The following is a 24359-nucleotide window of genomic DNA, read 5'->3' as shown; positions in this document are numbered from 1 at the left end:
CTAAGATTATCGTTATTTTGTGATTTGTCAAGAAAATTTTGTGGAGACAAGAATGAGCGTTAACCCTAGCGTTGCGACGGCGGAGCCCGATTTTTTCCCCCTGAAGGTTGCGCGCAAGGAAGAAGTCGCGCAAGGCATCTACCTGTTCGAACTGCGACGCCCCGATGGCGCGCCCCTGCCCGCCTTCACGGCCGGCTCGCACCTGACGGTGGAAGTGCCCAGCGGCGTGCGCCGCAATTACTCCTTGTGCAGCGACCCGGTCGACACCGGCGCCTGGCAGATCGCCGTCAAGCGCGACGGGCGCGGCCGCGGCGGCTCCATCAGCATGGCCGACGAGGTGCAGGCCGGTCAACTGTTGTCCGTGAGCGCGCCGCGCAACAACTTCGAGCTGGCCGCGCACGCCAGCGACTTCATCTTTGTCGCAGGCGGCATCGGCATCACGCCCATCCTCTCGATGATGCGGCAGCTCAAGCGCACCCAGGCCGGCGGCTTCAAGCTTTATTACTGCACACGCGACGCCGCCGGCACGGCCTTCAGCCATGAGCTGCAATCCGAATTTCCCGGCCAGGTGCAGATCCACCACGACAACGGCGACATCGACGAAGCGCTGGACCTGTGGCCAGTGTTTGAAAAGCCCGCCGCCGCACACGTCTACTGCTGCGGCCCCAAAGGCCTGATGGACAGCGTGGCCGACATGTCGGGCCACTGGCCTTCGGGCACCGTGCATTTCGAAAGCTTCGGCGTTGATGCCACGGTCTATGCGGAAAACACGCCCTTCAGCGTGCGCCTGGCGAAAAGCGGGAAAACCGTGGAGGTCAGCGCCGAGCAGACCCTCCTGGAAGCTCTGCGCGGCAGCGGCCTGCGCGTGGCCAGCTCCTGCGAAAGCGGCACCTGCGGCACCTGCAAGACCGGCCTGCTGGCCGGCGAGGCCGAGCACCGCGACATGGTGCTAACCGACGAGGAGAAGGCCGATCACATCATGGTCTGCGTCTCGCGTGCAAAATCGCCTGAACTGGTACTGGACTTATGACACAGCGCACACTGAAACTCGGGGTGGTCGGACTGGGCCGGGCCTTCACGCTCATGCTGCCCACCTTCGTACACGACGGCCGCGTGAAGCTGGTCGGCGCGACCGACCCCATCGCTGCGGCGCGCGCGCAGTTTGAAAAAGACTTCGGCGCGCCCAGCTACGACTCCATCGAGGCGCTGTGCGCCAACCCGGCGATGGAGGCGCTCTACATCGCCTCGCCGCACCAGTTCCATGCCGAACACGTGCGCCTGGCCGCCTCCTTCGGCAAACACGTCATGGTGGAAAAACCCATGGCCCTGACGGTGGACGAATGCTCGGCCATGATTGACGCGGCCCGCAGCGCCGGTGTCCACCTGATCGTGGGCCACAGCCACAGCTTCAACACCCCCATACGCCGCACGCGCGAACTCATCGACAGCGGCCGCTACGGCGCGGTGAAGATGATCCACGCGCTCAACTTCACGGACTTCCTCTACCGCCCGCGCCGGCCCGAAGAGCTGGACACGGCCGCCGGCGGCGGCGTGATCCACAGCCAGGCCACGCACCAGATGGACATCGTGCGCCTGCTGGGCGGCGGGCTGGTGCGCAGCGTGCGCGCCCACACCGGCGCCTGGGACGCGAGCCGTCCCACCGAGGGCGCCTACAGCGCGCTGCTGGGTTTTGAAAGCGGCGCCTTCGCCTCGGCCACCTACAGCGGCTACGGCCATTACGACTCGGACGAACTGCTGGGCAATATCGGCGAGATGGGCCAAGCCAAAAACCCGGCCGACTATGGCGCGGCCCGCAAGCGGCTGCAGGGCGCGGCCAGCTCCGCCGAAGAAAGCGCGCTCAAAGCCGCCCGCAACTACGGCGGCAGCCTGTACACGGCCGGCAACGCCCTGCCCCAGGGCCTGCGCCACCAGCATTTCGGCCAGCTCATCGTGAGCTGCGAAAAAGCCGACCTGCGCCCCGGACCGTCGGACATCACCATTTATGCCGACAGCGAAAAAACCGTGGAAGCCCTGCCCGTACCCGCCATCCCGCGCCAGGAGGTGATAGACGAGCTGTACGCCGCCGTCGTCGAGGGCAAACCGGCCGTGCACAGCGGCGAATGGGCCCGCGCCACCACGGCGGTCTGCCTGGCGCTGCTCGAATCCGCCCGCAGCGGCCGGGATTGCGTGCCCCCGCACCAAGTCGGTCACAATGTCGGTTCATGAGCAACGACACCCAAAACATCATCCGCCACTGGCGTGAAGCCGTGCCCAATGACCGCCTCGCGCACCTGATACGCGATGCCTCACGCGCCTTTCACCGGGCGCTGCAGGTGCGGCTGGCGCAGCACGGGGTGCCTTTTGGCCACTGGACTTTCCTGCGCATCCTCTGGGAATCCGACGGCCTGACGCAAAAAGAGCTCAGCGAGCGCGCCGGCGTGATGGAACCCACCACCTTCACCGCCATGAAGGCCATGGAGTCGTTGGGTTACATCGAGCGCAAGCAGCTGCCCACCAACAAAAAGAATATGTATGTGCACCTGAGCGACAAGGGCCGCGCGCTCAAGAAGCTGCTGGTGCCCCTGGCCGAAGAGACCAACAACGTGAGCATCGAAGGCATAGAGCCCGAGCACATCAAGATGACACGCACGGTGCTGCTGGCCATGATCGAAAACCTGGCCAGGGACGAGCTGCTGCAGGACAAGGCCACGCCGGCCAGGCGCAGGGCCGCGGCAGCCACCGAAGGCGGGCGGCATGGGAAGGCAGAACCCGCGAAAAGCACCGAAAGAACGAGGCCGGCAAAAAAATAAGCCCCAGGGAGAACCCCGTGGCGCCAAAGCCGCCGCCTGAAAAGGCCGGCGGCTTTTTGCTTTTCAGCTGCGCGTCAAATCAGCGTCACGCCGGTCTTGGCCTGCAGCGCTTCGCGCGTCACGCCGGGCGCCAGTTCCACCACCTTGAGGCCTTCGGGCGTCACGTCCATCACGGCCAGGTCGGTGATGATGCGGTCCACCACGCCCACACCGGTGAGCGGCAAGGTGCACTTGGACAGGATTTTCATGTCCTCGGTGCCGTCCTTCTTTTTGGCGACGTGTTCCATCAGGATGATGACGCGCTTGACGCCGGCCACCAGGTCCATCGCGCCGCCCATGCCCTTGACCATCTTGCCCGGGATCATCCAGTTGGCCAGGTCGCCTTTTTCGCTGACCTGCATCGCGCCCAGGATGGACAGGTTGACCTTGCCGCCGCGGATCATCGCGAAGCTGTCATGGCTGCCGAAGATGGACGAGCCCTTGATGGTGGTGACGGTCTGCTTGCCGGCGTTGATCAGGTCGGCGTCGACCTGGTCTGCGGTCGGGAAAGGGCCTATGCCCAGCATGCCGTTTTCCGACTGCAGCCACACTTCCTTGTCGCCGGTGAAATTGGCCACCAGCGTCGGGATGCCGATGCCGAGGTTCACGTAAAAACCGTCTTCGAGTTCCTGGGCGGCACGCGCCGCCATCTGGTCTTGGGTCCAGGGCATATCAAACTCCCGCTTTCTCGGTGATGGTTCTTTTCTCGATGCGTTTTTCAGGATTCGCATTGAGCACGATGCGGTGCACATAAATGCCCGGCAGGTGGATGTCATCGGGCGCCAGCTCGCCGACTTCGACGATCTTCTCGACCTCGACGATGCAGACCTTGCCGGCCATCGCGGCGGCCGGGTTGAAATTGCGGGCCGTCAGGTTGAAGCGAAGGTTGCCCGACTTGTCGGCCACATGCGCCTTGACCAGGGCCACGTCGGGCACCAGCGAACGCTCCATCACATAGGTCTCGCCGTCGAAGTCGCGCAACTCCTTGCCCTCGGCGACTTGTGTGCCCACGCCGGTCTTGGTGAAAAAAGCCGGGATGCCGGCGCCGCCGGCGCGCAGCTTTTCGGCCAGCGTGCCCTGGGGCGTGAATTCGAGCTCGAGTTCGCCGGCCAGGTACTGGCGCTCGAACTCCTTGTTCTCGCCCACATAGCTGGAGATCATTTTTTTGATCTGCCGGGTCTCCAGCAGCTTGCCCAGGCCGAAGCCGTCGACGCCCGCGTTGTTGGAAATCACCGTCAGGTTCTTCACATGGCTGTCGCGCAAGGCGTCAATCAGCGCCTCGGGAATGCCGCACAGGCCGAAGCCGCCCACGGCCAGCAACTGGCCGTCCTTGACCACGCCTTTGAGGGCTTCCGCGGCTGAGGGAAAAAGTTTCTTCACAAATCGTCTCCTTGAGTCGTTCGATGTCCGGGCAATCCATTACGATACTACTTATTAAGTTACGTAGTTTTCCGTAAAGGTTAGTACTGTGGAAGTGGATTACCAGCTCGCATTCGATCTGGCGCCGGTGGGACTGGTGCTGTCCCGCAACCGCTCGATTGTGGACTGCAACCAGCATTTATGCGAGATGTTCGGCGCCACGCGCGAGCAGCTCGCCGGCCAGTCCTTCCAGATCCTCTACCCCAGCGCGGACGAGTATGAGCGCATAGGCGCGCGCATGCTTCCCATCCTGAACGCCAAGGGCCTGTACGCCGACGACCGCATCATGAAACGCGTGGACGGCCGCAACAAGGGCGAGACCTTCTGGTGCCACGTCACCGGCCGCGCCCTCAACCGCAGCGCGCCGCACGAGGCCGGCATCTGGACTTTCGAAGACCTCAGCTCGCGCCGACCGGTCACGGCCGAACTCACCGCGCGCGAGCGCGAAGTGGCCGCCCACCTGATGGACGGCATGACCTCCAAGGAGATAGGCCGCGCGCTGGTCATCAGCCACCGCACCGTCGAAATCTACCGCGCGCGACTAATGCGCAAGTACAAGGCATCGACGACGGCCGACCTCGTACACAAGCTGATGGCCGGCTCCTGAAGCCTAGCCCTCTTCCCCCGCCAGCCGGTCAAACGGCAACACCTGCTTGACCAGGATCACCGTGCAGGGCGCCGCCATGGCGACCTTGATCGGCACGGTCGCCAGCAGGCGCTGCATCTGCAGGCCGTGCGTCGCGGCCCCCATCACAATGATGCCGGCCTGGTTGCCCCGGGCATAGTGCAGCAGTGCCTGCGCGACGTCGCCCGATTCGATGACGTGAAAGGACAGCGTCCGGTTGTCCAGGCCCAAGGGCTGGGCCCACTGCCTGAGCATGCCCAGGTAGCGCCGGTGCACCGTGGTTTCGCTGGTCCCGGTGTCGTGGCCGTCCGCTTCCGCCGGGTCTATCACGGTCACGCAGGCCAGCCGCGCGCCGGGCGCCGTGCCCAGCACCCGCATCACGGCACGCCGCAGCGAATACAGCGTGGCGTCGCTCACGTCCCGATGCGGCACGGCCGCCATGATGATGGGCGCCGCGTCAATCTGCCGCGAAGGCAGCGCGCTGGGCTTGTAGTCCTTGCCCGCAGCGCGCAGCCAGCGCTTGAAATGAGCCCAGAAGCCCGTGGCCCGCAGGCGCCGCCCCAGTTCCGTCACGGCGATCTGCGCCGGGTCCGACAGGTCCAGCGCCAGATGCGCGGCCGACGCATAACGCCGGCCGGCTTCGCTCTGCAGGCAATGCAGGATCACCTCCTGCAGCCATTCGGGCAGTTCCGGCCGCAGGGCGCGCGGCGGCACCGGGTCCATCCACAGGCGTTGCCGCAGGCCGCCGCGGGTTTGCGGGTTGCCGAAGGGCAGCTCGCGCGTGGCCAGCTCATACAGCATGACACCGATGGCAAAGATGTCGCTGCGCGGGTCGCCCCGCACGCCCACCACCTGTTCAGGCGCCATCCAGGCGGGCGAACCGACGGCGGGACGCAATTCTTCGGCCAGCAGGTCCGGGTAATGCGCATGGCAGGACAGCCCGAAATCCAGCAGCACCGCGCTGCCGTCGGGGCGCATCAGCACGTTGGCCGGTTTCAGGTCCAGGTGGCAGGCATCCTGCAGATGCAGGCTGTGCACCGCCTGGGCCACGGCCACACCCAGCCGGGCAATCTCCTGCGCGGGCAGCGGCCCCGCGGTGTCGTCCAGCAGTTGTTGCAGGGTACGGCCGGGTACGTACTCCATCACCAGGTAGGGTAGTTTTTCCAGGTCTCCCGCCGCCACCAGCCGCGGTACATGCGGCCCCGTCAACGCCGACAGCAACTGCAGCTCGACCTCGAAACCCACGATGTTTTCGGCGCCGTCGCCGGCCGTCATGCGCGGCACCTTCATGGCCATGGGAAAAGGCACGGCCCGCGACGGGTCGGCATACCCGACCTGGTAGATGTGCGCCATGCCGCCGGCATGCAGGCATTCGCCGACGACAAACCCGTCGACCACGGTGCCGGGCGCCATCAGCTTCACAAGCCCGCCTCCAGCCGCTCGGCGAAATAGGCGGGCAAACCCGCCGCGCGTATGTCGGCAGCGGCGGCCAGGTGGTCATAAACCACACGGTGAAACGTCAGCTCGGCGCGGTCGGCGTCGAACAGCGCATACATGGCCCGGGTGTTGCCGTCGCGAGGCTGGCCCACCGAACCCACGGTGGCGATCCAGCGCCGGTGCGGCGGCACCGGGATGGGCACACCCGGCGTGGGCTCAAAGCGCATCAATCCCTGCCCCGCGCCGCGGAAATAAAGCCTCTGCTCGTGCACATGGCCGCAGAACACATAGCGCACCGCGGGGTTGAGGCACGCCGCATCAAGGCTGGTTTCGGCGCGGCGTTCGTTGTCGACATAAAGCCAGCGCCCGGGTGCGTCGGCGCTGGCATGCACCAGCAGCGCCGCATCGACGGTGGCCGTCAGAGGCAGCGCCGAAAGGAAGTCCAGCGCAGCCTGGTCTAGCTGTTCATGGGTCCAGGCGGCGCCGCTCTGGTCGAGTGAACGGGCCTGCGCGGGTGGCGCCACGGCGCATTCGTCGTGATTGCCCTTGAGCACAATGGCACCCTCGCCCGCCAGGCCGCGAATGCGCTGCACCACCTCCACCGGTTGCGCGCCGTAGCCCACCAGGTCGCCCAGCACGGCCAGCCGGCCTGTGCCCTGCGCGGCGGCATGGGCCAGGCAGGCTTCCAGCGCGCGCAGGTTGGCGTGGATATCCGACAGCAGAGCGATTTTCATTGGATCAGGCGGCAGTTTTTAATTCAGCGTGAAACACGGCTTTCCGGCAAGTTTGCACCATGCCAGCAAAATTTCCGCAACGGGAACAAAATCGGCTCCGGCGTTTCCGCCACGGCCATCCCGCCGAAACCAACCCTCGAGAATTCCCATGGCACTGACCCTCTACCAGGCTTCCATTCCCGTCTTCATCCGCGGCTTCACCAACCTGTCGGCCGTGCTTGAAAAAGCCAAGACCCATGCCGAGGCCAACAAGGTGGACCTTTCCACCTACGTCAACGCCCGCCTGGCGCCCGACATGTACCCGCTCTCCGGCCAGGTCCAGGGCGCAAGCGACGCCGCCAAATTCGGCGCGGCGCGCCTGGCAGGTGTCACCCCGCCCAGCTTTGCCGACACCGAAACCACGTTTGAGGAACTGCAGGCCCGCATCGCCAAGACGCTGGATTTCCTCAAGACCGTGGACGAAGCGCAAATCAATGCGCGCGCCGGCGGTAGCGTGACGCTCAAGGTACGCGGCAAGGAAATGAATTTCGAGTGCGAGCCCTACCTGCTGAACTTCGTGCTGCCCAACCTCTTCTTCCACCTGACCACTGCGTATGACATCCTGCGCCACCAGGGCGTGCCGCTGGGCAAGATGGATTACCTGGGGAGTTTTTGAATTCCGGGTAACGCATGGTAAAACCAGCCCTCCCGGCCGCAGTGGCCGGACCGGCGGGATGACACCCCGCCCTACAACAGGAATTTCCATGACTCCTCAACAACTCGTTGGCCTGGGTGTTCGTTTGTTCGCCATCTGGCTTGGCATCGCCAGCGTGGCCTACTGGGTGTCCATCCCTGCAGCGCTTGCCGCAAACAATCTAGGCAAAACCCCAGGCATCGTTTCCTACGCCATCGGGGTGGCTTACGTTGCCGCAGCGCTGCTGTTCTGGTTTTTCCCCATGGCGATTGCCCACAAGCTGTTGCCCCGCACGCACTACCAGAACAGCTTGTCCGCCGAACCCCATGAGCTTGCCAAGGTCGGCTCGGCGCTGCTGGGCCTATGGCTGATCACCAAGGCGGCGCCAACCCTGGTGTGGCTTATTTTCCGCAGTTTTCTGTTCATGGAATCCAGTGCAGCCTTCTCATCGATCACACCGGACGCCAAGCTGGATATCTCCGTCGCCCTCTTTGAACTGTTGCTGGCAATCGTGTTGATTGTGAAGGCAGGTGCATTTGCCCACCGCATGGTTCCGGTGGCTGAGTCGCCGCGCGAAGACCCGGAAGACCAGGAACCGTCCGAGACTCCTCGCTGAAATGCACATCCGACCCTACACAAACGCAGACCTGGCCGCCGTCGCCCAGCTGTTCACCGATGCGATTCACGGCCTGGCCGTGAGCCACTACGACGCCGCGCAGCGCAAAGCCTGGGCGCCGCAGCCGCCCGACCTGGGCATCTGGGAAGCGCGGCTGAAGCCCTTGAAGGTGCTGCTGGCGCAGGAGGCTGAAAACAGCGATGCGCTGCTGGGTTTTGTCGGCTACGAAGAAGACGGCCACATCGACCTGATGTTCAGTTCACCGCTGGCGGCGCGCCGCGGTGTGGCCTCGCAATTGCTGGGCCGCGCCGAGGCCGCGTTGCGCGGGCTCGGCGTTGCGCAGCTTTACACCGAAGCCAGCCTGCTGGGCCAGCCTTTCTTCGCGCGCCAGGGATTCACCATCAAGGAAGAGCAGCACATCGAACTGCGCGGCGCGCAGTTCCGGCGCTTCGCCATGGTCAAGGCGCTCTGAGCGCGGCTAAGGCGTCCCGGATTCGGGCGCGGGTTCGTGCCGTATGGTTTCGCGGTCGCGGTGATGGTCGCGCAGCTTGCCCAGCGTGTGGTCCAGCATGCGCTTGAGTTTGTCGCTTGCGCCTCGGAAAGCCAGGTCCTGGTTGGGCGCGTTGTGGTTGACGGCCAGCGGCTCGTGGTGCGCCAGCCGTGCCTCCATCACGCAGCGCTTCTGGTCCGGGCTCGTTTTGTCGCTGTTCTCATCGCTCATGTGCACTTCGATACGTGTGATGTCGCCTTTGAAGCGGCCCAGCGATTGATGCAATTCGCCGCTGGCCCAGCGCTCGAAAGATTCACCGGTGTTCAAACTGCGATTGGAATTGACCTGGATTTGCATGCGCGTTTTTCCTTTCAGGGAGTTGCAGCGCGCGGGCCCGTGGGCCGGGCTGCCTGATGATCCGATCCGCCAAGATGGCGGCTGGAAAATTCATTGTGCGCGCGATGGGCGCTCAGGTCTGTAGTCCTGAACGCAACCCTCAAGTCAAGGCGGGTTTGGGCGCTTTGCTTGCCAATGCGGGCGCCCTCCTGCAAACTAGGCCTTGGTCAGTTCCGCGCAGCGTTGCTCGATAAACTCCCGCAGCAGGCGCAGGCCCGGCGTCAATTGCCGCCGCCCCGGTAACACCATGTACATCGGCGAGGCCTCGGTCTGCCAATCGGTGCACAGCGCCACCAGCCGGCCCGCGGCCAGGTCGGCCACCACGTCCAGCCGCGATTTGTAGATGATGCCGCGCCCGGCCAGCGCCCACAGGCGCACCACGTCGCCGTCATTGGCGATGTTGCCGCCGCCGGCGCGCACGGTGAGCTCTTCCCCATCACGCCAGAACCTCCAGCGGTCATACACCTCTTCACCGAGCATGAAGCACAGGCAGCTGTGCTGGGCCAGGGCTTGCGGCGTGGCGGGCGTGCCATGCGCCTGCAGGTAGGCAGGCGAGGCGCACAGCACGCGGCGGTTGGTCAGGTGCACAGGCAGCGCCAGCATGCTGGAATCGGGCGGCTCGCCCTGGCGGAAAGCGGCATCGACGAGATCGCTGTAGACATTGGTGACGCGGTCCGACAGATGCAGGCGGTAGCGGATGCCGGGGTGTTGTTGCTGAAATTCCTCCAGCCAGGGCAGCAGCAGGTTGCGGCCGAAGTCGGAGGGCGCGGCCAGCTGCAGCATGCCGCTGACCTGCTGCCGGCCGCTGGCCAGTTCCAGCCGCGCATCGCGCAAGGCGGCCAGCGCGGGCCGGCAATGCGCGAGGAAGACCTCTCCCTCGCGTGTGAGGCGCAGGCTGCGGGTGGAGCGTACAAACAGCGGCGCCTGCAGTTCCGCCTCAAGCCGCTTCAGCGCGGCGCTGGCGGCTGCCGGTGTCAGGTCGAGCCCACGTGCAGTGGCCGACAGGCTGCCCGAATCCACGGTGCGGACAAAGATCTCCAGGTCTTGCAGGGCTTTCATTTACAAATTTTATTTGCAAATACCTTCAATCACCACCTTGTTTATCTCTATTTTCAAAATCCATACAGTTCAAGGCCTGACTCCCGTTTATCTATCACCCCCAAGGAACATCCCATGAAAGCCATCGGCTACACCCAAGCCCACACCCTCGATCAGGCCGGCCCAGCCGGCCTTGCCGACATCACCCTGCCCGACCCGACACCCACCGGCCACGACCTGCTGGTGGAGGTGAAAGCGATTTCCGTCAACCCGGTGGACACCAAGGTGCGCAACGGCGTTTCGCCCGCCGCCGGCCAGGACTACAAGGTGCTGGGCTATGACGCCAGCGGCATCGTGCGCGCCGTCGGCCCTGAGGTCACACTGTTCAAGGCCGGCGACAAGGTCTGGTATGCGGGCTCCATCCTGCGGGCCGGCACCAACAGCGAGCTGCACCTGGTGGACGAGCGCATCGTGGGCCGCATGCCGGCCTCGCTCGACTTCGCGCAAGCCGCCGCGCTGCCGCTGACCAGCATCACCGCCTGGGAAATGCTGTTCGACCGCCTCGGCCTGCAGCCGGGCAAAAAGCCCACGCACAAAAAGCTGCTGGTCATAGGCGCATCGGGCGGTGTCGGCTCCATCATGACGCAGCTGGCCGCGCGCCTGACCTCGCTGACCGTCATCGGCAGCGCATCACGCCCCGAAACCCAGGCCTGGGTGAAAGAACTCGGCGCCCACCACGTCATCGACCACAGCCGGCCGATTACCGCCGAGCTCAAACGCATCGGCATTCCCGAAGTCGACTACGTGGTGAGCCTCACGCAGACCGATTCGCACCTGGACCAGATTGTGGAAGCGCTGGCACCGCAAGGAAAGTTCGGCCTGATCGACGACCCGAAAAACGTCGACATCACGAAATTCAAACGTAAAAGCATTTCGATCCACTGGGAGTCGATGTTCACCCGCTCCATGTTCGGCACGGCCGACATGGCGGCGCAGCACCGGCTGCTGACCGAAATGGCGCAACTCGTCGATGCGGGCCTGATCCGCACCACGCTGACAGAGCGCTTCGGCAGCATCAATGCCGCGAATTTGCGGCGCGCCCATGCGTTGATCGAGTCGGGGAAGTCGCGTGGGAAAGTGGTGTTGGAGGGATGGGTTTAGGTTTTTTTTGTCCTTGCTGGACGGGCTGTTCTTTTCGTAGGATTTGCTTGTTCTTCGGGGGTTGTCTTTGCTGAGTTCTGTTGGCCGGGGGTTGCCCGGCAGCAAGTAACTTTCTTTTGCTTCGCCAAAAGAAAGTCACCAAAGAAAAGGCGACCCGCAGTCTGGGTCCCTCCGCTGCGCTACGGGCAACCTGCGGTGCTCGAGCCAGGACGGGGCAATCGGGATCAGGAACCGAAGACAGAAATATCAAGAAGACAAATACAAACAAGGACTCGCCACGGCGAGTCCTTGTTTCTTAGGTATTGGTATTCCTTCCCCACCCCTTGTGGATGCGCCGAGGAGCGCAGGTTCAGGCGGATCAGGGATCGCGTTGTTTGAGCCGAAGGCGAGTTTAGCGAGACCCCGCCTGAACCGAGCACCGCAGGTTACCCGTAGCGCAGCGGAGGGACGCAGCAACCAGGGTCGCCTTTTCTTTTGCTTACTTTTCTTTTGGCGAAGCAAAAGAAAAGTGAGTAGCTGCCGGGCTACCCCCGGCCAACCGCCCTCAGCAAAGAGTCAGGAGAGCGCGGAAGGCCGGCGCAAGACCCGGCCTCTTCTATCGGCGCCTAGCCGCGCCCCCGGCGATCATTCCGCATCATGCGCTCAACCTGGTCGCGCAAGCCGGACAGCTCGGCCCGCAACTGGCGGCGTTCCTGTTTGGTCACCACGCCGTCGGACTTGTAGCTGGCCTCATGGCGCTCATAGGTGCGCTGGCGGCTGCGCAGGTTGCGCTCTTCGCGCTGGTTGATGTGCCCGGTGCGAACACCTTCGTCAATGCGTTGGCCGATGTTGTATTCCTGGTTGTCGATGCCGCGCGTGTTACCCGGGCCGCCGGGTGCACCGGGCGGGGCGACCACGACATTGTTGGCGATCATGCGTTCGACGTCGCCGCTCAGCGCGGACAGGTCGGTGCGCAATTGCTGGCGCTCCTGGGGGGTCGCGTTGCCGTCGGATTTGATGCGCAACTCGCGCATGGAGATCTCGCGGTCGCGCGCGTACAGCGCCTGCGCTTCGGAGGGTGTGATGCGGCCGGCCTGCATGCCCTGCTGGATGCGGGCGCTGATGGCTTGCTGCGTGTTGTCGATGCCGGGCGTGTTGGTGCCCTGCGCCATGGCCGGAGCCATGCCCAGGCCGGCCAGCAAGGCGCTCGCCAATAAAGAGGCGGTCAACAATTTTGATTTCATGGGGTTCTCCTGCTTTCTGGATGGAATGGCCAGCAACCCGGCGGGCTGCTTGCGGTGGCCGAAGTGCCATCCCAGGGTCGGGCAAGCGGCCCGTCGGGCTGCTCAGCTGAATCGCTGCTTTTTCAGGCTGTTGTGCGATTCAGTGCATGGAGTGTTCACCCGCGCGGGACATCGCCGTGTAAGGCAATCGAACATTCGGCCGGTACATATCTCGCGTCAACGGACGAGCGGAAGGCGCTTTCGGGCGCGGCGCCATGTGCGCCGATGCACGCAAGCGCCGGACGGCCTCAACCGTCGCCCAGTCCTATGGGCGCCGGCGCCTCCATGACGATGCGCGTGAACAGGCGGTCATACACCGGGTCGGCCGCGTGTTTACCGGTGAGGGGGTCGCGGTTCTGCAGGAAGGCCGCATCCAGCGCGGTCCAGTCCGCTTCGGTCAGCACCCTTTCAGCCTCGGGCAGGATGACGCTCTCTTCCAGCCGCATGTGCTCCAGGTAGAACTGGACGTACCGCTGGCACTGCGCCTCGAACTCGGGCTTGCGCTGCTCACCCAGCAGTTCCCAGGCCAGCAGCAGGTGCTGCAGTTCGCGCACGGCCTTCTCGCCGCTCATGTGGTCGCGCTCCAACTGCTCCACCGTGGCCATGACCGATGGCGAGCCGCGCACCACGCGCGGAAACAGCAGGTCGGACTCTTTCGGGTGGTGCAGTCGCTCGGGAAACTCATCGATATAAAACAGCATGGCCCGCAGGACGTCGAAGAACTGCTGCGCGCGGTCACCCGGGCCGCGCGCCACCATCATCTGCATGGACCGCAGCATGGCAGAAAGGGAGGCGTGCTCATCGAGGATGATTTGCACGCTGGCATGTTTGTGAATGGCGGCCTCCGGCGAGTGATGGGTCGTGCCAAGAATGCCAGCAAGCGCGGCCGCAGACTTGACGAATGTCAAGGCTTGCGCATCCGCCTCCGGCAAACCGCCGCGCAACGAATGCCCGGCCCGTGACACGCCTCCTTCAGGCAACCGCTTGACATACATCAAGTTCCGGGGCGGCCTCGAACCTAGACTGGAAGTACTTCACGGCGAAGGCCGCCGCGCCGGCGGCCAACCGCCCCGAGGCCCCAAGGAGATTTTCATGTTCAAACATATCCTGTTACCAACCGACGGCTCACCCGCGTCGGAACGCGCGATCACGCAGGCCGTGGCCTTCGCCAAAGACGCCCAGGCGAGGATCACCGGCCTGCACGTGATGCAGGACTACCGGCTGCTGACCTATCAGTTGCAGACGCTGGAAGACATGCAAAACCAATTCACCAAGGAGTGCCAGGCACAGGCGGACACTTTCCTGGCCGCACTGAAAGATGCCGCCGACAAGGCGGGTGTGCCTTGCGAAACCATCTGCGTCACCGGCAACCAGCCTTACGAAGCCATTGTCCGCATGGCGGAGGGCAAGGCCTGCGACCTCATCGTGATGGCTTCGCACGGCCGCAAGGGCATCGCCGGCTTCCTGCTGGGCAGTGAAACCCAGAAAGTGCTGTCGCACAGCAAAAAGCCGGTGCTGGTGCTGCACTAGCAACCCATTTTCAAAAGAAGGAAATCATCATGAACAAAAACGCAGGCACCGCCGACCGCGCGGTGCGCATCGTGGCGGGACTCGCCATCCTGAGCCTGTATTTTGTGGCGGAACCCGCCTATCGCTGGTGGGCATTGCTGGGGCTGGTGCCACTGCTGACGGGCTTGCTAGGCTGGTGCCCGGCATACACGCTGCTGGGCATACGCACCTGCAAAACCAGCCTCAAGTGAGCCCCCGCGCGCAGGGGCCCGAAGGCCGGGTTCAGGATTCACCTGGCTCGCCTGATTTATCCGGCCGGGGGATCTTCTTGAACTTGATCAGCCGGTTGGTCTCAATCTTGTCTTTTTTCACCTGCCGCTCGGCGTCCAGCAGCCGGCCGGCGGCCAGCCATTCGGCGTACTCGGCGGGTGTCTCCAGCGTGATGCGGCCCAGGGTCGCGCCGCGGAATTCATAGATCACGATTTCGGCGGCTTTTTGCAGGTTGACGCGGCCCTTGGACAGCACCGCGCCGCGCTTGCGGCCTATCTCTTCGAGCAGCTGTTCATCGGTGATGCCGGGCGTCACTTCCACCTTGTAGCGCGCCTCCAGCAGGCCGGGGTAGTGCTTGATGAGATAGTCGAGCAGCTCGAGCGCCACCTCTTCCTCGTCAAAAGCGTTGCGGCCTATCGCACCGCTGGCGGCCAGGTTGTAGCCGCTCTTGGCGACGATGATGCGCGGCCACAGCATGCCGGGCGTGTCCCACAAATAAAAACCGTCGGCCAACACCAGGCGCTGCTCGACCTTGGTGATGCCGGCCTCGTCGCCGGTCTTGGTGGCGCGCTTGCCGGTCAGGGTGTTGATGAGTGTGGACTTTCCGACGTTGGGAATGCCGCAGATCAGCACACGCATGGGCTTGACCATGGTGCCGCGCGTGGGCGCCAAGGCGTGGCAGGCGTCGATGAGGCGGCGCGCAGGCGTGGTCTCGCTGGCGTCCAGCTCGATGGCGCGGGTGGCGGGCAGGCTGTTGTAGTGGTCCAGCCAGAGCGGCGTGCGCGTGGGGTCGGCCAGGTCGCGCTTGTTGAGCACCTTGAGCGCGGGCTTTCCGCTGGTGAGTTCGGCCAGCATGGGGTTGGCGCTGGAGCCGGGCAGGCGCGCGTCCAGCAGCTCTATGACCACATCAATTTCCTTGATGCGCTCGCTGATGGCTTTTTTGGTCAGGTGCATGTGACCGGGAAACCACTGGATGGCCATCTGGATCGTTTCTTTCTTGGGTTCGGGGGTTGGCGGGCATGAGCGCCGCGGCGATGTCCCTATTGTCGCCGCTGCGGCTCCAGTGCCGCCATGCCGCAAAATACCCTCCTGCCGGTTTAAGACTTCGGCTGGCAAAATCAGTGGGGGCCGCGGAACCGGCTTTGCCGGGCCGCAGGCGCCGCCCCCTCAAGGGGGAACAGGCTACACGCAGTGAGCCTGGACGGGGGTGTACCTTGCTTATTAATAAGTGATTAATCGGCGCCCGGCACGATCAGTGCCTGGCGCCACACGGCCCTGCCCCACCCCCAAGCGAACCCCCGATAGAGGATTTTCCGTGCACCTGCTGCTGGTAGAAGACGACGCGATGCTGGCCGAAGCGGTATGCGACGCCGCGCGCCAGATCGCCTGGACGGTGGACCACGTCGGCGACGCCATGTCCGCCCGGCTGGCGCTGGTCGACCATGTCTATGAAGCCGTGCTGCTGGACCTGGGACTGCCCGGCGATTCGGGCCTGACGGTGCTGCGGGCCCTGCGCGGGCGCTACGACGTGACGCCGGTGCTGATCCTGACGGCGCGCGGCCAGCTCAGCGAGCGCATCCTGGGGCTGGACGCGGGCGCCGACGACTACCTCGTCAAGCCCTTCCAGGTCGACGAACTCTGGGCGCGGGTGCGCGCCGTGATACGCCGCAGCCAGGGCAAGGTGGTGCCGGTGCACACCTATGGCGACATCAGCCTGGACCGCAGCAAGCGCGCGGTGACGCGGGCCGGCGCGCGCGTGGCCCTGAGCGCGCACGAATACCGCACGCTGCTGGCGCTGCTGGAACGCCCCGGCCACGTGGTCACGCGCGACCACCTGGAAGACGTGGTCTACGGCAGCACCTCGGCGATTGAAAGCAACACGATCGCGGTGTTCATCCACCAGCTGCGCCGCAAGCTGGGCGAACACCTGATCACCACCGTGCACGGCCAAGGCTACATGATCGGCGAGGCCAAGCCGTGAAGTGCCTGTTCGCCCGGTCGCTCAAGGGCCGCGTGCTGGCGGTGCTGGGCGTGACCATCACGCTGTGCTGGGCCGGCGCGCTCGCCGTGCTGCTGGTGTACACCCTGCGCGGCCAGGGAAGCCATTGGGACAGCAAGCTGCAGGCCATAGGCACCAAGATTTTGATGTCGATCCCGAGCGGCCGGCATCTGAAACCCTCTTTCGGCCACAGCCTGCAGTTGCGCGACGATTCGATTCCGCGCGACGTCAACCTGACCTTCCAGGTGTGGACGGAGCGCAAGAACCTGATCGTGCGGGCGCCGGACTCGCCGGCCACGCCGCTGCTGCCGGCCTTCAACGACGGCTTTACCAGCTCCACCATCGCCGGCGAGCGCTGGCGCGTCTTCGCGGTGTCCGACAGCACCGGGGAGGTCAGCGTGCAGGTGGCCATGCGGCACAGCGTGATCGATCAGGAAATCCGGCACAAGACCTTTGTGGCGCTAGGCCTGGTGACCGGCCTGCTGGGAATGGCCGGCCTGCTGATGTGGTTTGCCATGGGCAAGTCGCTGCAGCCCCTGACGGCCATCCAGGCGGCGGTGCGCAGCCGCCGCAAGTTCGACCTCACGCCGCTGCCGGTGGCACAGCTGCCCAGCGAGATCCGGCCGCTGGTCGAGTCTTTCAACCACCTGCTGGACCAGCTGGACCAGGCCATGCAAGGCGAAAGGCGTTTTATCGGCGACGCGGCGCACGAGCTGCGCACGCCGCTGTCGGCGCTGCAGGCGCAGGCCCAGGTGGCCTTGCGCGCCGCCACACTGGCTGAGAAGGACGCAGCCCTCGTCAAGCTGCTGGCCGTGGCCGAGCGCAGCACGCGCCTGTCGGACCAGTTGCTGGACCTGGCGCGCATGGACGCGGGTGCGAACGCGCCGCAGAAAAGCCTGGCCGACCTCAGCGAGCTCATCCTGTACGTGAGCCAGGAGTTCGACATGCAGGCGCAGCAGCAGCGCCGCGCCATCATCCTGGCGCTCACGCCCTGCCCGATTGAATGCGACGTCGACGAGATCGGCATCCTGCTGCGCAACCTGCTGGACAACGCACTGCGCTACACGCCCGAGGGCGGGCGCGTGAAAATCAGCTGCGGCTACCGCGAAGCGGCCGGCCGGGAGCGGATCTGCCTGGAGGTCGCCGACGACGGCCCGGGCGTGCCCGAAGCCGAGCACCAGGCGATCTTCCGGCGCTTTCACCGCGTCGCGGGCAACGGCGGGCGCGGCAGCGGCATAGGCCTGTCGCTGGTGGCCGGCATCGCGCAACTGCACGAGGCCGCCATCGAGACCGGGACCGGGCTGGACGGCAAGGGCTTCAGCGTGAGGATTTTGTTTCCGCTGCCGGTAACGCCAGGCTCAACCGTGCTGGACGCGACGTCTGCGCAAACGGATTAAAGTCCGTTTGCATGCTTCATGACTCCTTCGTATTGCGGACCGCCAAGTTGAGTTGCAGGGCCTCGGCCCGATAAAGGCCCTGCGAGTTCTGCTCTACCCTGCTCTACTTAGAACCGGTAGAGATAACCCACGCGCACACCCGTCTGGCTGGATTTGTCGACCAGCGGGCTGTCCTTGATGCTAGAACCAAGCTTTGTGGTGCTCAGGTCAAGGAAGACACTTTGCCGAGGCGCAATGGCATAACCCACACGCAGCCCGGCCTCCAGGTTGACGGCCGAGCTACCCTGGTAGAAGGGCCGGCCGGCGCGCACCTCGGCGGCGTTCACGCCGTAGTAATAAGACACGTATTTGTCGTCGAGCCGGGTCGCGGACAGGCGCGGCGTGATGTCGAAGCTGCCGGCCTGGAAGCGGCGGTCCACGGTCAGCCTGAACTTCGAACCCTTGCTGTTGCCCGAGGCATCGCCCAGCAGCTCGGCCGAGAGGTTGGCGACGTCGTTGCGCCAGATCGCCGCGCCGCCCAGCCAGATGCCGTCCTTGCGTTCGTCCATGCCGGCCAGGAAAGGGGAATCGGAAGCCTCATAGCCTTCCATCGAGTAGCGCGCGCGCAGGCGGAAGGACACCGGGCCGGCCGAGGGCAGCTTCAGGTCGGCGGAGAGGCCGGAGAGGCTGATCCATTTGCTTTCATAGGTGAGCAGCGGGAGCAGCCTGGTCTTGTTGTCGAAGTCGCGGTAGGGCTTGCGCTCCACGCCGACGCCCACACCCAGGCCCCAGGAAGAGGGCTCCTCGGCCTGACCCTGTGCGGCTTGCTGCTGGGCTGCGGCCGGCTGCGCGAAGGCGGCCAGCAGGAACAGCGAAAACAGCGGGATCGAGGCTTTGGCCGCTGCCGCGCCGGGCCGGGCGGTGCTTGGCTTCACGGCGGGCTTGGCGCTGGTCGGTGCGGATTTGGCGGCGGGACGCGATAGGCGAGAGGTCATCTTCAGTTTCTCCAGGGTGGTTAAGCTGAAGCGGATCATGCCGATGCGAATTTAAGGACTTCTTAGCGCTATTAAGAAATCATTAAACATGGCCACTGGTCCGGCAAGCCGGCCTCGCCGCGGGGGTCATGGCCCTGTTACATCCACGCCCGGCGCGATGAAGGACAATCGGGGTATCGCGGCGCCGCCCGCCGTAACGCACACCAGGGCCATCCCAGGCGCCCTGCAACCCATCCCTCTATCGAGCCCCTAATGCCCCTGCCCGCCGCCCCCGACCAGAAACCCGTGATTCCCGCCCGCCGCCTGGCGGCCTCCACCCTCAAGGCCAACAACGAACTGATGATCAAAGGCATCCTCTGTGTGCTGATAGGCCTGGCCGTGCTGGTCTCGCCTTACTTCATCAGCTCACCGGGCATGCAGGGCATCGTCGCCAAGTCCTCGCTGGTGGGCTGGTTCGCGCTGGTGCTGGGCTGCGCCTTCATCGGCCTCTACGCGCGCCGGCGCATGGCGGCGCCCGCCAAGGCCTGACCCAGGGCCTGACATTCCCCCGGGCCGATGCCGGACACCACCGACCGCGACGCCGCGCTGGCGATGTTTGCTGCTTTACAGCAGCGCGCGGCCGCCGTCGGCGTCACGCTGCGCCAACCACCTTCCGAGCCCGACAGCTGTTGCGGCCGCGGCTGCAACGGCTGCGTATGGGAAGGCTGGTATGAGGCCGTGGACTACTGGCGCGAAGAGACGCTGTTAAAGCTGGCAGACCAGGCTGAAACCTGACAGTTCCTGGCGGGGCTCTTCGCGAGCGCCCCTCCAAAGTGCCCCCGCATAGGAGATTCCAATACCCTCATCGAAACTTCCTGCTTGAGCCGGCTGCGGGTCGCCCGCACCATCGGCATCCTGTTCAACCACCTTTTACAGGATCAAAGTGGATACATCATTGAGGCGCAGTCATATCGTGGTCGTCGGGGGCAACTCGGGCATGGGTCTGGCCCTGGCGCAGGAGCTCCTGGCCCAGGGCGCGGCGGTCACGGTAGTCGGGAGATCGCCTGCCAAGCTGGAAGCGGCGCGCGAGCACCTGCAGGCACGCGGAACGCCGCAGTTTCACCAGGCCGACGTGACCTCCGAGCAGGAGGTGCAAGCCCTGTTCGAGCGGATCGGCAGCCTGGACCACCTGGTCTGCACCGCCGCCGATATCGGCGGCTCTTATGTCATGCTGCAATCGCTGGAGCGAAGTGCGCTGGAGCGCGCCATGAATTCAAAAATCCTGGCTCCTATCCTGCTGGCCAAATACGCGTCACCCCGGATGCCGCCGCAGGGATCGATAACTTTTGTGTCCGGCATCGCGGCTTACCGCCCCAGGCCCAAAGGCGTTGCAGTTGCGGCGATCAACGCGGCCCTTGAAGGCGTTGTGCGCGCGATGGCGGTTGAACTCGCGCCCATCCGGGTCAATGCGGTCTCGCCGGGGTGGGTTCGAACGCCGATCTGGGAAGACGTTGCCGGCCCCGACGCCGACCACATGCTGGCCGCGATGGCGCAGCGCCTACTTGTGGGCCGCGTCGGCACGCCCCAGGACATCGCCCACGCCATGGTCTTCCTGCTGGGTAACGGCTACACCACGGGGACCGTCCTGCACATCGACGGTGGGCATCGCCTGGTCTAGCCCCGGGATTCGCTCACGCAGCATCCCGGCGAAGGCCGACACGTGAAGAGGCTCGCGCCGGTGCGTCCCGGCGGGCCTGACCAGACACACCGGCAGGTTCCGCATGGCGCCGTCCAGGCGTACAGCCCTGACACCAGGGCCGGGCAAGGCGCTTCTGAAGGCCAGCCGCGGCAGCACGCAAACGCCGAGACCGGCGGCCACCATGCCGATCAGGCCCCGAACGCTTTCCGCTTCAAAGCTGATACCGGGCATGTCCCGGCCTGGTTGCACAAGCGCTTCCAAGTAAGCACGGTAGGTACAACCCGGCGCTGTCGCACCCAGCCTCTCTTCAGCGAAATCGCGGACGGAGACGCTTTGGCGCCCAGACAAGGGGCTCCCCGACGGCACGACCAGCACCGGCTCGTCGTGGCTGAGAACCTCGCTGGTCAATGAGGGGGCATGCGCGGGCAACCCATGGAGCAGGCCAAGGTCCGCCGAACCGTCCTTGACTGTTGACAGGGTGTCCGCCGAGTTCCGGGTCAGGAGTGTCAAGCTGACATCGGGGTAGCGTTGTGCGTAATCGGCCATGACCGGTGTAAAAACCGTGAGGGTGAGCGTCTCCGGCGCGACCAGTGTGAGGCTCGCCGCGGTGGCCGCTGCATCACCCTTCACCGCGTGAAGGGTGTCATCCGCCATGGCCAGCAGGTCGCGCGCCCGCGTCAGAAGCTTGCCGCCGGCATCCGTCAGCGCCAGCGCGTTGCGATGCCTGGCGAACAGGGGGCGCCCGACAGCATCTTCAAGCGCGCGGATCTGCTCAGTCACGCTGGGCTGCGTCAGGTGCACCCGTTCCGCCGCGCGCGTGAAGCTCAGCGTTTCGGCCGCAGCGACGAATGTCCTTAACTGTCTAAGCTGAAACATGGCAACCCCCTTCGCAAAGGCGGTTTCTCAGGGTCACCATGGACGTCATCCGGCTGCGCCGCTCCTAAGCGTCATCAAATCGCCACGGCCTCGCGGCCCGGCATGCCCAGGCGCTCGGCCGACACATACTGCTGCCGGTAAATCTCGAAGGGCATGGTGTCCGAGGCTTCGATCTTCTTTTGCGCCTGGAGGGACTCCTCGGTCAGCGCGGCAAAGTGGGCAAGCTCATCCGCGCCCAAGGGCTGGGCCTGCAGAAGGGCCTGCGTCTGCAGGGATTGCTCGCGCGCGAACTTGACGAAGGAGTTGCCGTGCTTGCCGGCCATGGCCGCCAGCACGCGGGCCGAGGGCAAGGTCGACGAGTCCAGCAAGGCGGCGCTGGCGGCGGTCAATGTGTCGCTGTATTGCGTGCCGCCGTGCGCGGCATCCAGGGCGGCGGCGATGGGCGCGCACTGGGCCAGCACCTCGGCACCCCAGCCCGTCAGCGTGACTTCCTGCCCGCCGCGCTTGAGCTTGAGCCCGGGTTCGCGGCCGCGCGCGGCCGTCTGGTGCTGGTTGTGCTTGAGTTCGGCGATCTCCTGCGGCGTGTCCTTCGGGCTGTCGCTGAGCAGGCAGTGCAGCAGGAACACGTCGAGGAAGCGCATGGTCTGCGCGTTGATGCCGACCGGCTCGAAAGGATCCAGGTCCATCAGGCGCACTTCGATGTATTCGACGCCGCGTTCGCGCAGCGCATGCAGCGGGCGCTCACCGGGATAAATCACGCGCTTGGGGCGTATGGTGCCGTAGAACTCGTTTTCGATCTGCAGCAGCGTGGTGGCCAACTGGTTGTAATCGCCGCCCGGGTTGCGGATGCCGACGGCTTCGTAGGCCGGGTAAGGCCGGGTCAGCGCGTCCTGCAGCGAGGCGCCGTAGCCGTCCAGGCTGTTGTAGCTGACGGCCAGCGAGGCCTGCGCATCGCTCTGGTAACCCAGCCGGCCCATGCGCAGCGAGGTGCCGTGGGGCATGTACATGGTGCTGTCGCTCAGGGTCTGCAGCTCGTGCTGGCGGCCGGCGACAAAGGTCGAACAGACGGCCGGCGAGGCACCGAACAGGTAGAGCAGCAAAAACGCCTGGCGCCGGAAGTTGCGGATCAGCGCGAAGTATTGCTCACTGCTCACGTCGGGCAGCGACCAGTTGTAGTGGATGCCCGAAATCGTCTGCATGCGCCGCCCGTAGCGGTGCGACAGGCCCATGCGGTAGACGCTTTTGGCGCGCCCGACGTTGGAAGAGCCGAAACGCGCGATCGGGATGGTTTCGTCGGTCGGCAGGCCGCAGGGCATGCTGGAAACCCACAGCATTTCGTCGCCCAGCGCCTTCATGGTGCTGTAGGTGAACTGGTGCAGCTGCGTGAGTTCCTGCAGCGCGGCTTCAGGGCTTTTGTGCGCGCCGGTGACCAGCTCCACCTGCGACTCGCTGAAGTCGGTGGTGATGCTCGGATGCGTGAGGGCCGAACCCAGGGCGGCGGGATGCGGCGTGAGGGCCAGCCCGCCGCCGGGCTGGGCGCGCAGGCTTTCCTTCTCGATGCCGCGGCGCATGCCCTTGAGCCGGGCCGGGGTGAGCGCTTTCAGGCGGCCCTGTAGCGCGCCCGCAGGCGCCTGCAACTTGGTCATATCGTCATTCCCCCAGGTTCTTGAATTGGCGTGGAAGTTATCACAGCCCGCCGCTTTACGCTGGCACGGACGGGCTTGCCAGCACAGGCCGGGTGGGTCTGGCGGCCAGTCCGGCAGGCCGGCCGGATTTCGGCCATGCATCTCCTGTTTCAGGCATAAATCCACACTTTAGCCATTTGGATGTGGAAAGCGAGCGACGCCTTCGCGCCAAGCTGTTGAAACTTCCTTGACTTGTGGCGCAAGCTGGACGACGATAAAAAAACATTCAGTAACACCTCTGTTTTCACTTTATAAGCTTCCAAACCCGTCGGTTTTGCCGGGGGAAAGTTGAAGTGAAACTGCGAGGAGCCGCACCAAAAATGAAAAAATTGATAGCCACCCTGTTTGGCGGGTCGCCTGCCGGGACCACGGCCAAACGCGCGCCCGCTTCGAACCGGGACAACCCGCTGACCATTGAGGACGGTTCGGACAACGCCACGCGCCGCCAGTTGGTGCAGGTGCTGCTGCGCGACGCGCTGCGCAAGTACGGCATCCCGCCGCGCTGGATCGACTGCCAGATGCTGCTGGTGAACAGCCGCAGCAGGGGGCAAGGCATGTATGTGCGCCTGGTCGTGCGCGAATGGGACGACCGCCTGATGAACTACGCCTTCGCGTTCCAGAACGCGCTCATGGTCGAGATCACCCGCTTTGAGCCCCAGGCCAGCCAGTGGCTGCACGGCATTTCATGGCAGCTGGACGTGGCGCAAACCTGCCCGCATCGCAGCATGCCCGACAAATCCTTTTGGGCCGACCCGGTCGCCCCCCCCGTCCGGCCGGTCCGCCCCGCCCAGCCCCTTGTCCAGCCCATCGCGCCATTGTTCGAACCCATGAGCGCGGCCACTGCCGCAGCCGCCGCAGCCCCCATCCTCGCGTCGCTGGGCCAGGCCCAGGCCGCGCAAGCCGAGCAGCCGGCGCCGGCGGTGTCCGTCGAAGCGGCCGCCCCGCGCGCACCGGTAGCCCCCGACAGCGACGCCATGAAGGACCTTGAGCGCCTCTTCCGCATCCGCGACCAGGAACTGGGCATGCGGGGCGAAAGCAATCCCGCGCCGGTCGGCTACGAAGCCACGCGGCCTTCGCCGCTCTAAGAGCATCCCGGCCGCCGCAGGCCTGCGGCGCGCCCCCAAAACCCGCGCGAAACCGTCGCCGTCCCGCGGCGCCATGATATCGCGCACTATTTCCAGCAATCAAAGTCCGGCGGCGGACAATTGAGCCGCGCAAGCGCAGCGGCCTCCAGTACGGTCCAGATGTTCCCCAAAAACATCCAGATCCGC

General features: G+C 65.0%; 28 protein-coding genes. 16 read left to right on the top strand and 12 right to left on the bottom strand.

Annotation, left to right across the window (positions count from 1 at the left end; translation table 11 throughout):
• The first annotated feature begins 52 nt into the window (after nucleotides 1-52).
• Genes ACSQ27_RS02410 through ACSQ27_RS02400 form a run of 3 tightly spaced genes read left to right on the top strand, consistent with a single transcriptional unit; the run spans nucleotide 53 to nucleotide 2810 of the window.
• Nucleotides 53-1030, top strand: coding sequence for a PDR/VanB family oxidoreductase (locus ACSQ27_RS02410; RefSeq protein ID WP_436153890.1), 978 nt, complete (start codon nucleotides 53-55; stop codon nucleotides 1028-1030).
• A complete protein-coding gene (locus ACSQ27_RS02405; protein WP_436153889.1) occupies nucleotides 1027-2226 on the top strand; it encodes a Gfo/Idh/MocA family protein in 1200 nt (399 codons plus the stop codon). The genes ACSQ27_RS02410 and ACSQ27_RS02405 overlap by 4 nt, the downstream gene beginning before the upstream one ends.
• Nucleotides 2223-2810, top strand: a complete 588-nt coding sequence (locus ACSQ27_RS02400; RefSeq protein WP_436153888.1) for a MarR family winged helix-turn-helix transcriptional regulator — start codon at nucleotides 2223-2225, stop codon at nucleotides 2808-2810. Before ACSQ27_RS02405 ends, ACSQ27_RS02400 begins: the two co-directional genes overlap by 4 nt.
• Nucleotides 2811-2884: 74 nt before the next feature.
• Here ACSQ27_RS02400 and ACSQ27_RS02395 read toward each other — a convergent pair whose 3' ends face one another.
• Entirely contained in the window at nucleotides 2885-3520 is a 636-nt protein-coding gene (locus ACSQ27_RS02395; protein ID WP_436153887.1) for a 3-oxoacid CoA-transferase subunit B, read from the bottom strand.
• A 1-nt stretch (nucleotide 3521) separates the two neighbouring features.
• On the bottom strand, nucleotides 3522-4229 hold the full coding sequence (locus tag ACSQ27_RS02390) for a CoA transferase subunit A (RefSeq protein ID WP_436153886.1): 708 nt from the start codon (nucleotides 4227-4229) through the stop codon (nucleotides 3522-3524).
• A gap of 88 nt (nucleotides 4230-4317) precedes the next feature.
• Here ACSQ27_RS02390 and ACSQ27_RS02385 point away from each other — a divergent pair, with 88 nt between their 5' ends.
• Nucleotides 4318-4875 carry a LuxR C-terminal-related transcriptional regulator gene (locus ACSQ27_RS02385; protein ID WP_436153885.1) on the top strand — a complete coding sequence of 186 codons (558 nt, stop codon included), beginning with the start codon at nucleotides 4318-4320 and terminating at the stop codon, nucleotides 4873-4875.
• A gap of 3 nt (nucleotides 4876-4878) precedes the next feature.
• On the opposite strand, the gene ACSQ27_RS02380 is transcribed toward ACSQ27_RS02385, so the two are convergent.
• Nucleotides 4879-6315, bottom strand: coding sequence for a serine/threonine protein kinase (locus tag ACSQ27_RS02380; RefSeq protein WP_436153884.1), 1437 nt, complete (start codon nucleotides 6313-6315; stop codon nucleotides 4879-4881).
• The gene (locus tag ACSQ27_RS02375) at nucleotides 6312-7064 is read right to left on the bottom strand and encodes a metallophosphoesterase family protein (RefSeq protein WP_436153883.1); all 753 of its coding nucleotides are present in this window, start codon (nucleotides 7062-7064) and stop codon (nucleotides 6312-6314) included. The genes ACSQ27_RS02380 and ACSQ27_RS02375 overlap by 4 nt, the downstream gene beginning before the upstream one ends.
• Nucleotides 7065-7212: 148 nt before the next feature.
• Here ACSQ27_RS02375 and ACSQ27_RS02370 point away from each other — a divergent pair, with 148 nt between their 5' ends.
• The 3 genes from ACSQ27_RS02370 to ACSQ27_RS02360 all read left to right on the top strand — a co-directional run bounded on the left by ACSQ27_RS02370 (nucleotide 7213) and on the right by ACSQ27_RS02360 (nucleotide 8825).
• Complete coding sequence (locus ACSQ27_RS02370) at nucleotides 7213-7719, top strand: DUF1993 domain-containing protein (protein WP_436153882.1); 507 nt, start codon at nucleotides 7213-7215, stop codon at nucleotides 7717-7719.
• 88 nt (nucleotides 7720-7807) lie between these two features.
• A complete protein-coding gene (locus tag ACSQ27_RS02365) occupies nucleotides 7808-8353 on the top strand; it encodes a hypothetical protein (protein WP_436153881.1) in 546 nt (181 codons plus the stop codon).
• Between the two features lies 1 nt (nucleotide 8354).
• Nucleotides 8355-8825 (top strand): GNAT family N-acetyltransferase, encoded by a 471-nt coding sequence (locus ACSQ27_RS02360; RefSeq protein ID WP_436153880.1) that lies wholly within the window; start codon nucleotides 8355-8357, stop codon nucleotides 8823-8825.
• Nucleotides 8826-8831: 6 nt separating this feature from the next.
• Here ACSQ27_RS02360 and ACSQ27_RS02355 read toward each other — a convergent pair whose 3' ends face one another.
• Nucleotides 8832-9200, bottom strand: a complete 369-nt coding sequence (locus ACSQ27_RS02355) for an HPF/RaiA family ribosome-associated protein (protein WP_436153879.1) — start codon at nucleotides 9198-9200, stop codon at nucleotides 8832-8834.
• A gap of 195 nt (nucleotides 9201-9395) precedes the next feature.
• Entirely contained in the window at nucleotides 9396-10298 is a 903-nt protein-coding gene (locus ACSQ27_RS02350) for a LysR family transcriptional regulator (RefSeq protein WP_436153878.1), read from the bottom strand.
• A 114-nt stretch (nucleotides 10299-10412) separates the two neighbouring features.
• On the opposite strand from ACSQ27_RS02350, the gene ACSQ27_RS02345 reads away from it, so the two are divergent.
• A complete protein-coding gene (locus ACSQ27_RS02345) occupies nucleotides 10413-11438 on the top strand; it encodes a zinc-binding alcohol dehydrogenase family protein (protein ID WP_436153877.1) in 1026 nt (341 codons plus the stop codon).
• Nucleotides 11439-12043: 605 nt separating this feature from the next.
• On the opposite strand, the gene ACSQ27_RS02340 is transcribed toward ACSQ27_RS02345, so the two are convergent.
• Together ACSQ27_RS02340 and ACSQ27_RS02335 are read right to left on the bottom strand one after the other, a co-directional pair.
• A complete protein-coding gene (locus ACSQ27_RS02340; protein WP_436153876.1) occupies nucleotides 12044-12661 on the bottom strand; it encodes a hypothetical protein in 618 nt (205 codons plus the stop codon).
• Between the two features lie 287 nt (nucleotides 12662-12948).
• Complete coding sequence (locus ACSQ27_RS02335) at nucleotides 12949-13518, bottom strand: hemerythrin domain-containing protein (RefSeq protein WP_436153875.1); 570 nt, start codon at nucleotides 13516-13518, stop codon at nucleotides 12949-12951.
• Nucleotides 13519-13792: 274 nt separating this feature from the next.
• Between ACSQ27_RS02335 and ACSQ27_RS02330 the strand changes: the two genes are divergently transcribed.
• Together ACSQ27_RS02330 and ACSQ27_RS02325 are read left to right on the top strand one after the other, a co-directional pair.
• Nucleotides 13793-14230, top strand: coding sequence for a universal stress protein (locus ACSQ27_RS02330; RefSeq protein WP_436153874.1), 438 nt, complete (start codon nucleotides 13793-13795; stop codon nucleotides 14228-14230).
• A 29-nt stretch (nucleotides 14231-14259) separates the two neighbouring features.
• Nucleotides 14260-14460, top strand: coding sequence for a YgaP family membrane protein (locus ACSQ27_RS02325; protein ID WP_436153873.1), 201 nt, complete (start codon nucleotides 14260-14262; stop codon nucleotides 14458-14460).
• Nucleotides 14461-14491: 31 nt separating this feature from the next.
• Here ACSQ27_RS02325 and ylqF read toward each other — a convergent pair whose 3' ends face one another.
• Nucleotides 14492-15460, bottom strand: coding sequence for a ribosome biogenesis GTPase YlqF (gene ylqF, locus ACSQ27_RS02320; RefSeq protein WP_436153872.1), 969 nt, complete (start codon nucleotides 15458-15460; stop codon nucleotides 14492-14494).
• Nucleotides 15461-15794: 334 nt separating this feature from the next.
• On the opposite strand from ylqF, the gene ACSQ27_RS02315 reads away from it, so the two are divergent.
• On the top strand, nucleotides 15795-16460 hold the full coding sequence (locus tag ACSQ27_RS02315) for a response regulator transcription factor (RefSeq protein WP_436153871.1): 666 nt from the start codon (nucleotides 15795-15797) through the stop codon (nucleotides 16458-16460).
• Nucleotides 16457-17875, top strand: coding sequence for an ATP-binding protein (locus ACSQ27_RS02310; RefSeq protein WP_436153870.1), 1419 nt, complete (start codon nucleotides 16457-16459; stop codon nucleotides 17873-17875). Before ACSQ27_RS02315 ends, ACSQ27_RS02310 begins: the two co-directional genes overlap by 4 nt.
• 107 nt (nucleotides 17876-17982) lie before the next feature.
• On the opposite strand, the gene ACSQ27_RS02305 is transcribed toward ACSQ27_RS02310, so the two are convergent.
• Nucleotides 17983-18849, bottom strand: a complete 867-nt coding sequence (locus ACSQ27_RS02305) for a MipA/OmpV family protein (protein WP_436153869.1) — start codon at nucleotides 18847-18849, stop codon at nucleotides 17983-17985.
• A gap of 252 nt (nucleotides 18850-19101) precedes the next feature.
• Here ACSQ27_RS02305 and ACSQ27_RS02300 point away from each other — a divergent pair, with 252 nt between their 5' ends.
• The 3 genes from ACSQ27_RS02300 to ACSQ27_RS02290 all read left to right on the top strand — a co-directional run bounded on the left by ACSQ27_RS02300 (nucleotide 19102) and on the right by ACSQ27_RS02290 (nucleotide 20506).
• Nucleotides 19102-19377 (top strand): hypothetical protein, encoded by a 276-nt coding sequence (locus ACSQ27_RS02300; RefSeq protein WP_436153868.1) that lies wholly within the window; start codon nucleotides 19102-19104, stop codon nucleotides 19375-19377.
• Between the two features lie 27 nt (nucleotides 19378-19404).
• Nucleotides 19405-19623: an oxidoreductase-like domain-containing protein gene (locus tag ACSQ27_RS02295; protein ID WP_436153867.1), complete on the top strand. Its 219-nt coding sequence runs from the start codon at nucleotides 19405-19407 to the stop codon at nucleotides 19621-19623.
• 148 nt (nucleotides 19624-19771) lie between these two features.
• Nucleotides 19772-20506 (top strand): SDR family oxidoreductase, encoded by a 735-nt coding sequence (locus tag ACSQ27_RS02290; RefSeq protein WP_436153866.1) that lies wholly within the window; start codon nucleotides 19772-19774, stop codon nucleotides 20504-20506.
• On the opposite strand, the gene ACSQ27_RS02285 is transcribed toward ACSQ27_RS02290, so the two are convergent.
• Nucleotides 20387-21403, bottom strand: coding sequence for a LysR family transcriptional regulator (locus tag ACSQ27_RS02285; protein WP_436153865.1), 1017 nt, complete (start codon nucleotides 21401-21403; stop codon nucleotides 20387-20389). The genes ACSQ27_RS02290 and ACSQ27_RS02285 overlap by 120 nt on opposite strands.
• A gap of 74 nt (nucleotides 21404-21477) precedes the next feature.
• Nucleotides 21478-23049 (bottom strand): glutamate--cysteine ligase, encoded by a 1572-nt coding sequence (gene gshA, locus ACSQ27_RS02280; RefSeq protein ID WP_436153864.1) that lies wholly within the window; start codon nucleotides 23047-23049, stop codon nucleotides 21478-21480.
• A gap of 359 nt (nucleotides 23050-23408) precedes the next feature.
• On the opposite strand from gshA, the gene ACSQ27_RS02275 reads away from it, so the two are divergent.
• Nucleotides 23409-24173, top strand: a complete 765-nt coding sequence (locus tag ACSQ27_RS02275) for a hypothetical protein (protein WP_436153863.1) — start codon at nucleotides 23409-23411, stop codon at nucleotides 24171-24173.
• Nucleotides 24174-24359: the final 186 nt, after the last annotated feature.

The sequence above is a fragment of the Polaromonas sp. LjRoot131 genome, from assembly GCF_964252805.1.
Taxonomy (GTDB): Bacteria; Pseudomonadota; Gammaproteobacteria; order Burkholderiales; family Burkholderiaceae_C; genus Polaromonas.
The sequence above is the reverse complement of the archived record's forward strand: the minus strand, read 5'-3'. Positions and strand labels throughout refer to the sequence as shown.

Coding starts and splice junctions, on each gene's coding strand:
- ACSQ27_RS02410 (WP_436153890.1), top strand. CDS start 53: ATGAGCGTTAACCCTAGCGTTGCGACGGCGGAGCCCGATTTTTTCCCC.
- ACSQ27_RS02405 (WP_436153889.1), top strand. CDS start 1,027: ATGACACAGCGCACACTGAAACTCGGGGTGGTCGGACTGGGCCGGGCC.
- ACSQ27_RS02400 (WP_436153888.1), top strand. CDS start 2,223: ATGAGCAACGACACCCAAAACATCATCCGCCACTGGCGTGAAGCCGTG.
- ACSQ27_RS02395 (WP_436153887.1), bottom strand. CDS start 3,520: ATGCCCTGGACCCAAGACCAGATGGCGGCGCGTGCCGCCCAGGAACTC.
- ACSQ27_RS02375 (WP_436153883.1), bottom strand. CDS start 7,064: ATGAAAATCGCTCTGCTGTCGGATATCCACGCCAACCTGCGCGCGCTG.
- ACSQ27_RS02370 (WP_436153882.1), top strand. CDS start 7,213: ATGGCACTGACCCTCTACCAGGCTTCCATTCCCGTCTTCATCCGCGGC.
- ACSQ27_RS02365 (WP_436153881.1), top strand. CDS start 7,808: ATGACTCCTCAACAACTCGTTGGCCTGGGTGTTCGTTTGTTCGCCATC.
- ACSQ27_RS02360 (WP_436153880.1), top strand. CDS start 8,355: ATGCACATCCGACCCTACACAAACGCAGACCTGGCCGCCGTCGCCCAG.
- ACSQ27_RS02355 (WP_436153879.1), bottom strand. CDS start 9,200: ATGCAAATCCAGGTCAATTCCAATCGCAGTTTGAACACCGGTGAATCT.
- ACSQ27_RS02350 (WP_436153878.1), bottom strand. CDS start 10,298: ATGAAAGCCCTGCAAGACCTGGAGATCTTTGTCCGCACCGTGGATTCG.
- ACSQ27_RS02345 (WP_436153877.1), top strand. CDS start 10,413: ATGAAAGCCATCGGCTACACCCAAGCCCACACCCTCGATCAGGCCGGC.
- ACSQ27_RS02340 (WP_436153876.1), bottom strand. CDS start 12,661: ATGAAATCAAAATTGTTGACCGCCTCTTTATTGGCGAGCGCCTTGCTG.
- ACSQ27_RS02330 (WP_436153874.1), top strand. CDS start 13,793: ATGTTCAAACATATCCTGTTACCAACCGACGGCTCACCCGCGTCGGAA.
- ACSQ27_RS02325 (WP_436153873.1), top strand. CDS start 14,260: ATGAACAAAAACGCAGGCACCGCCGACCGCGCGGTGCGCATCGTGGCG.
- ylqF (WP_436153872.1), bottom strand. CDS start 15,460: ATGGCCATCCAGTGGTTTCCCGGTCACATGCACCTGACCAAAAAAGCC.
- ACSQ27_RS02305 (WP_436153869.1), bottom strand. CDS start 18,849: ATGACCTCTCGCCTATCGCGTCCCGCCGCCAAATCCGCACCGACCAGC.
- ACSQ27_RS02300 (WP_436153868.1), top strand. CDS start 19,102: ATGCCCCTGCCCGCCGCCCCCGACCAGAAACCCGTGATTCCCGCCCGC.
- ACSQ27_RS02295 (WP_436153867.1), top strand. CDS start 19,405: ATGCCGGACACCACCGACCGCGACGCCGCGCTGGCGATGTTTGCTGCT.
- ACSQ27_RS02285 (WP_436153865.1), bottom strand. CDS start 21,403: ATGTTTCAGCTTAGACAGTTAAGGACATTCGTCGCTGCGGCCGAAACG.
- gshA (WP_436153864.1), bottom strand. CDS start 23,049: ATGACCAAGTTGCAGGCGCCTGCGGGCGCGCTACAGGGCCGCCTGAAA.
- ACSQ27_RS02275 (WP_436153863.1), top strand. CDS start 23,409: ATGAAAAAATTGATAGCCACCCTGTTTGGCGGGTCGCCTGCCGGGACC.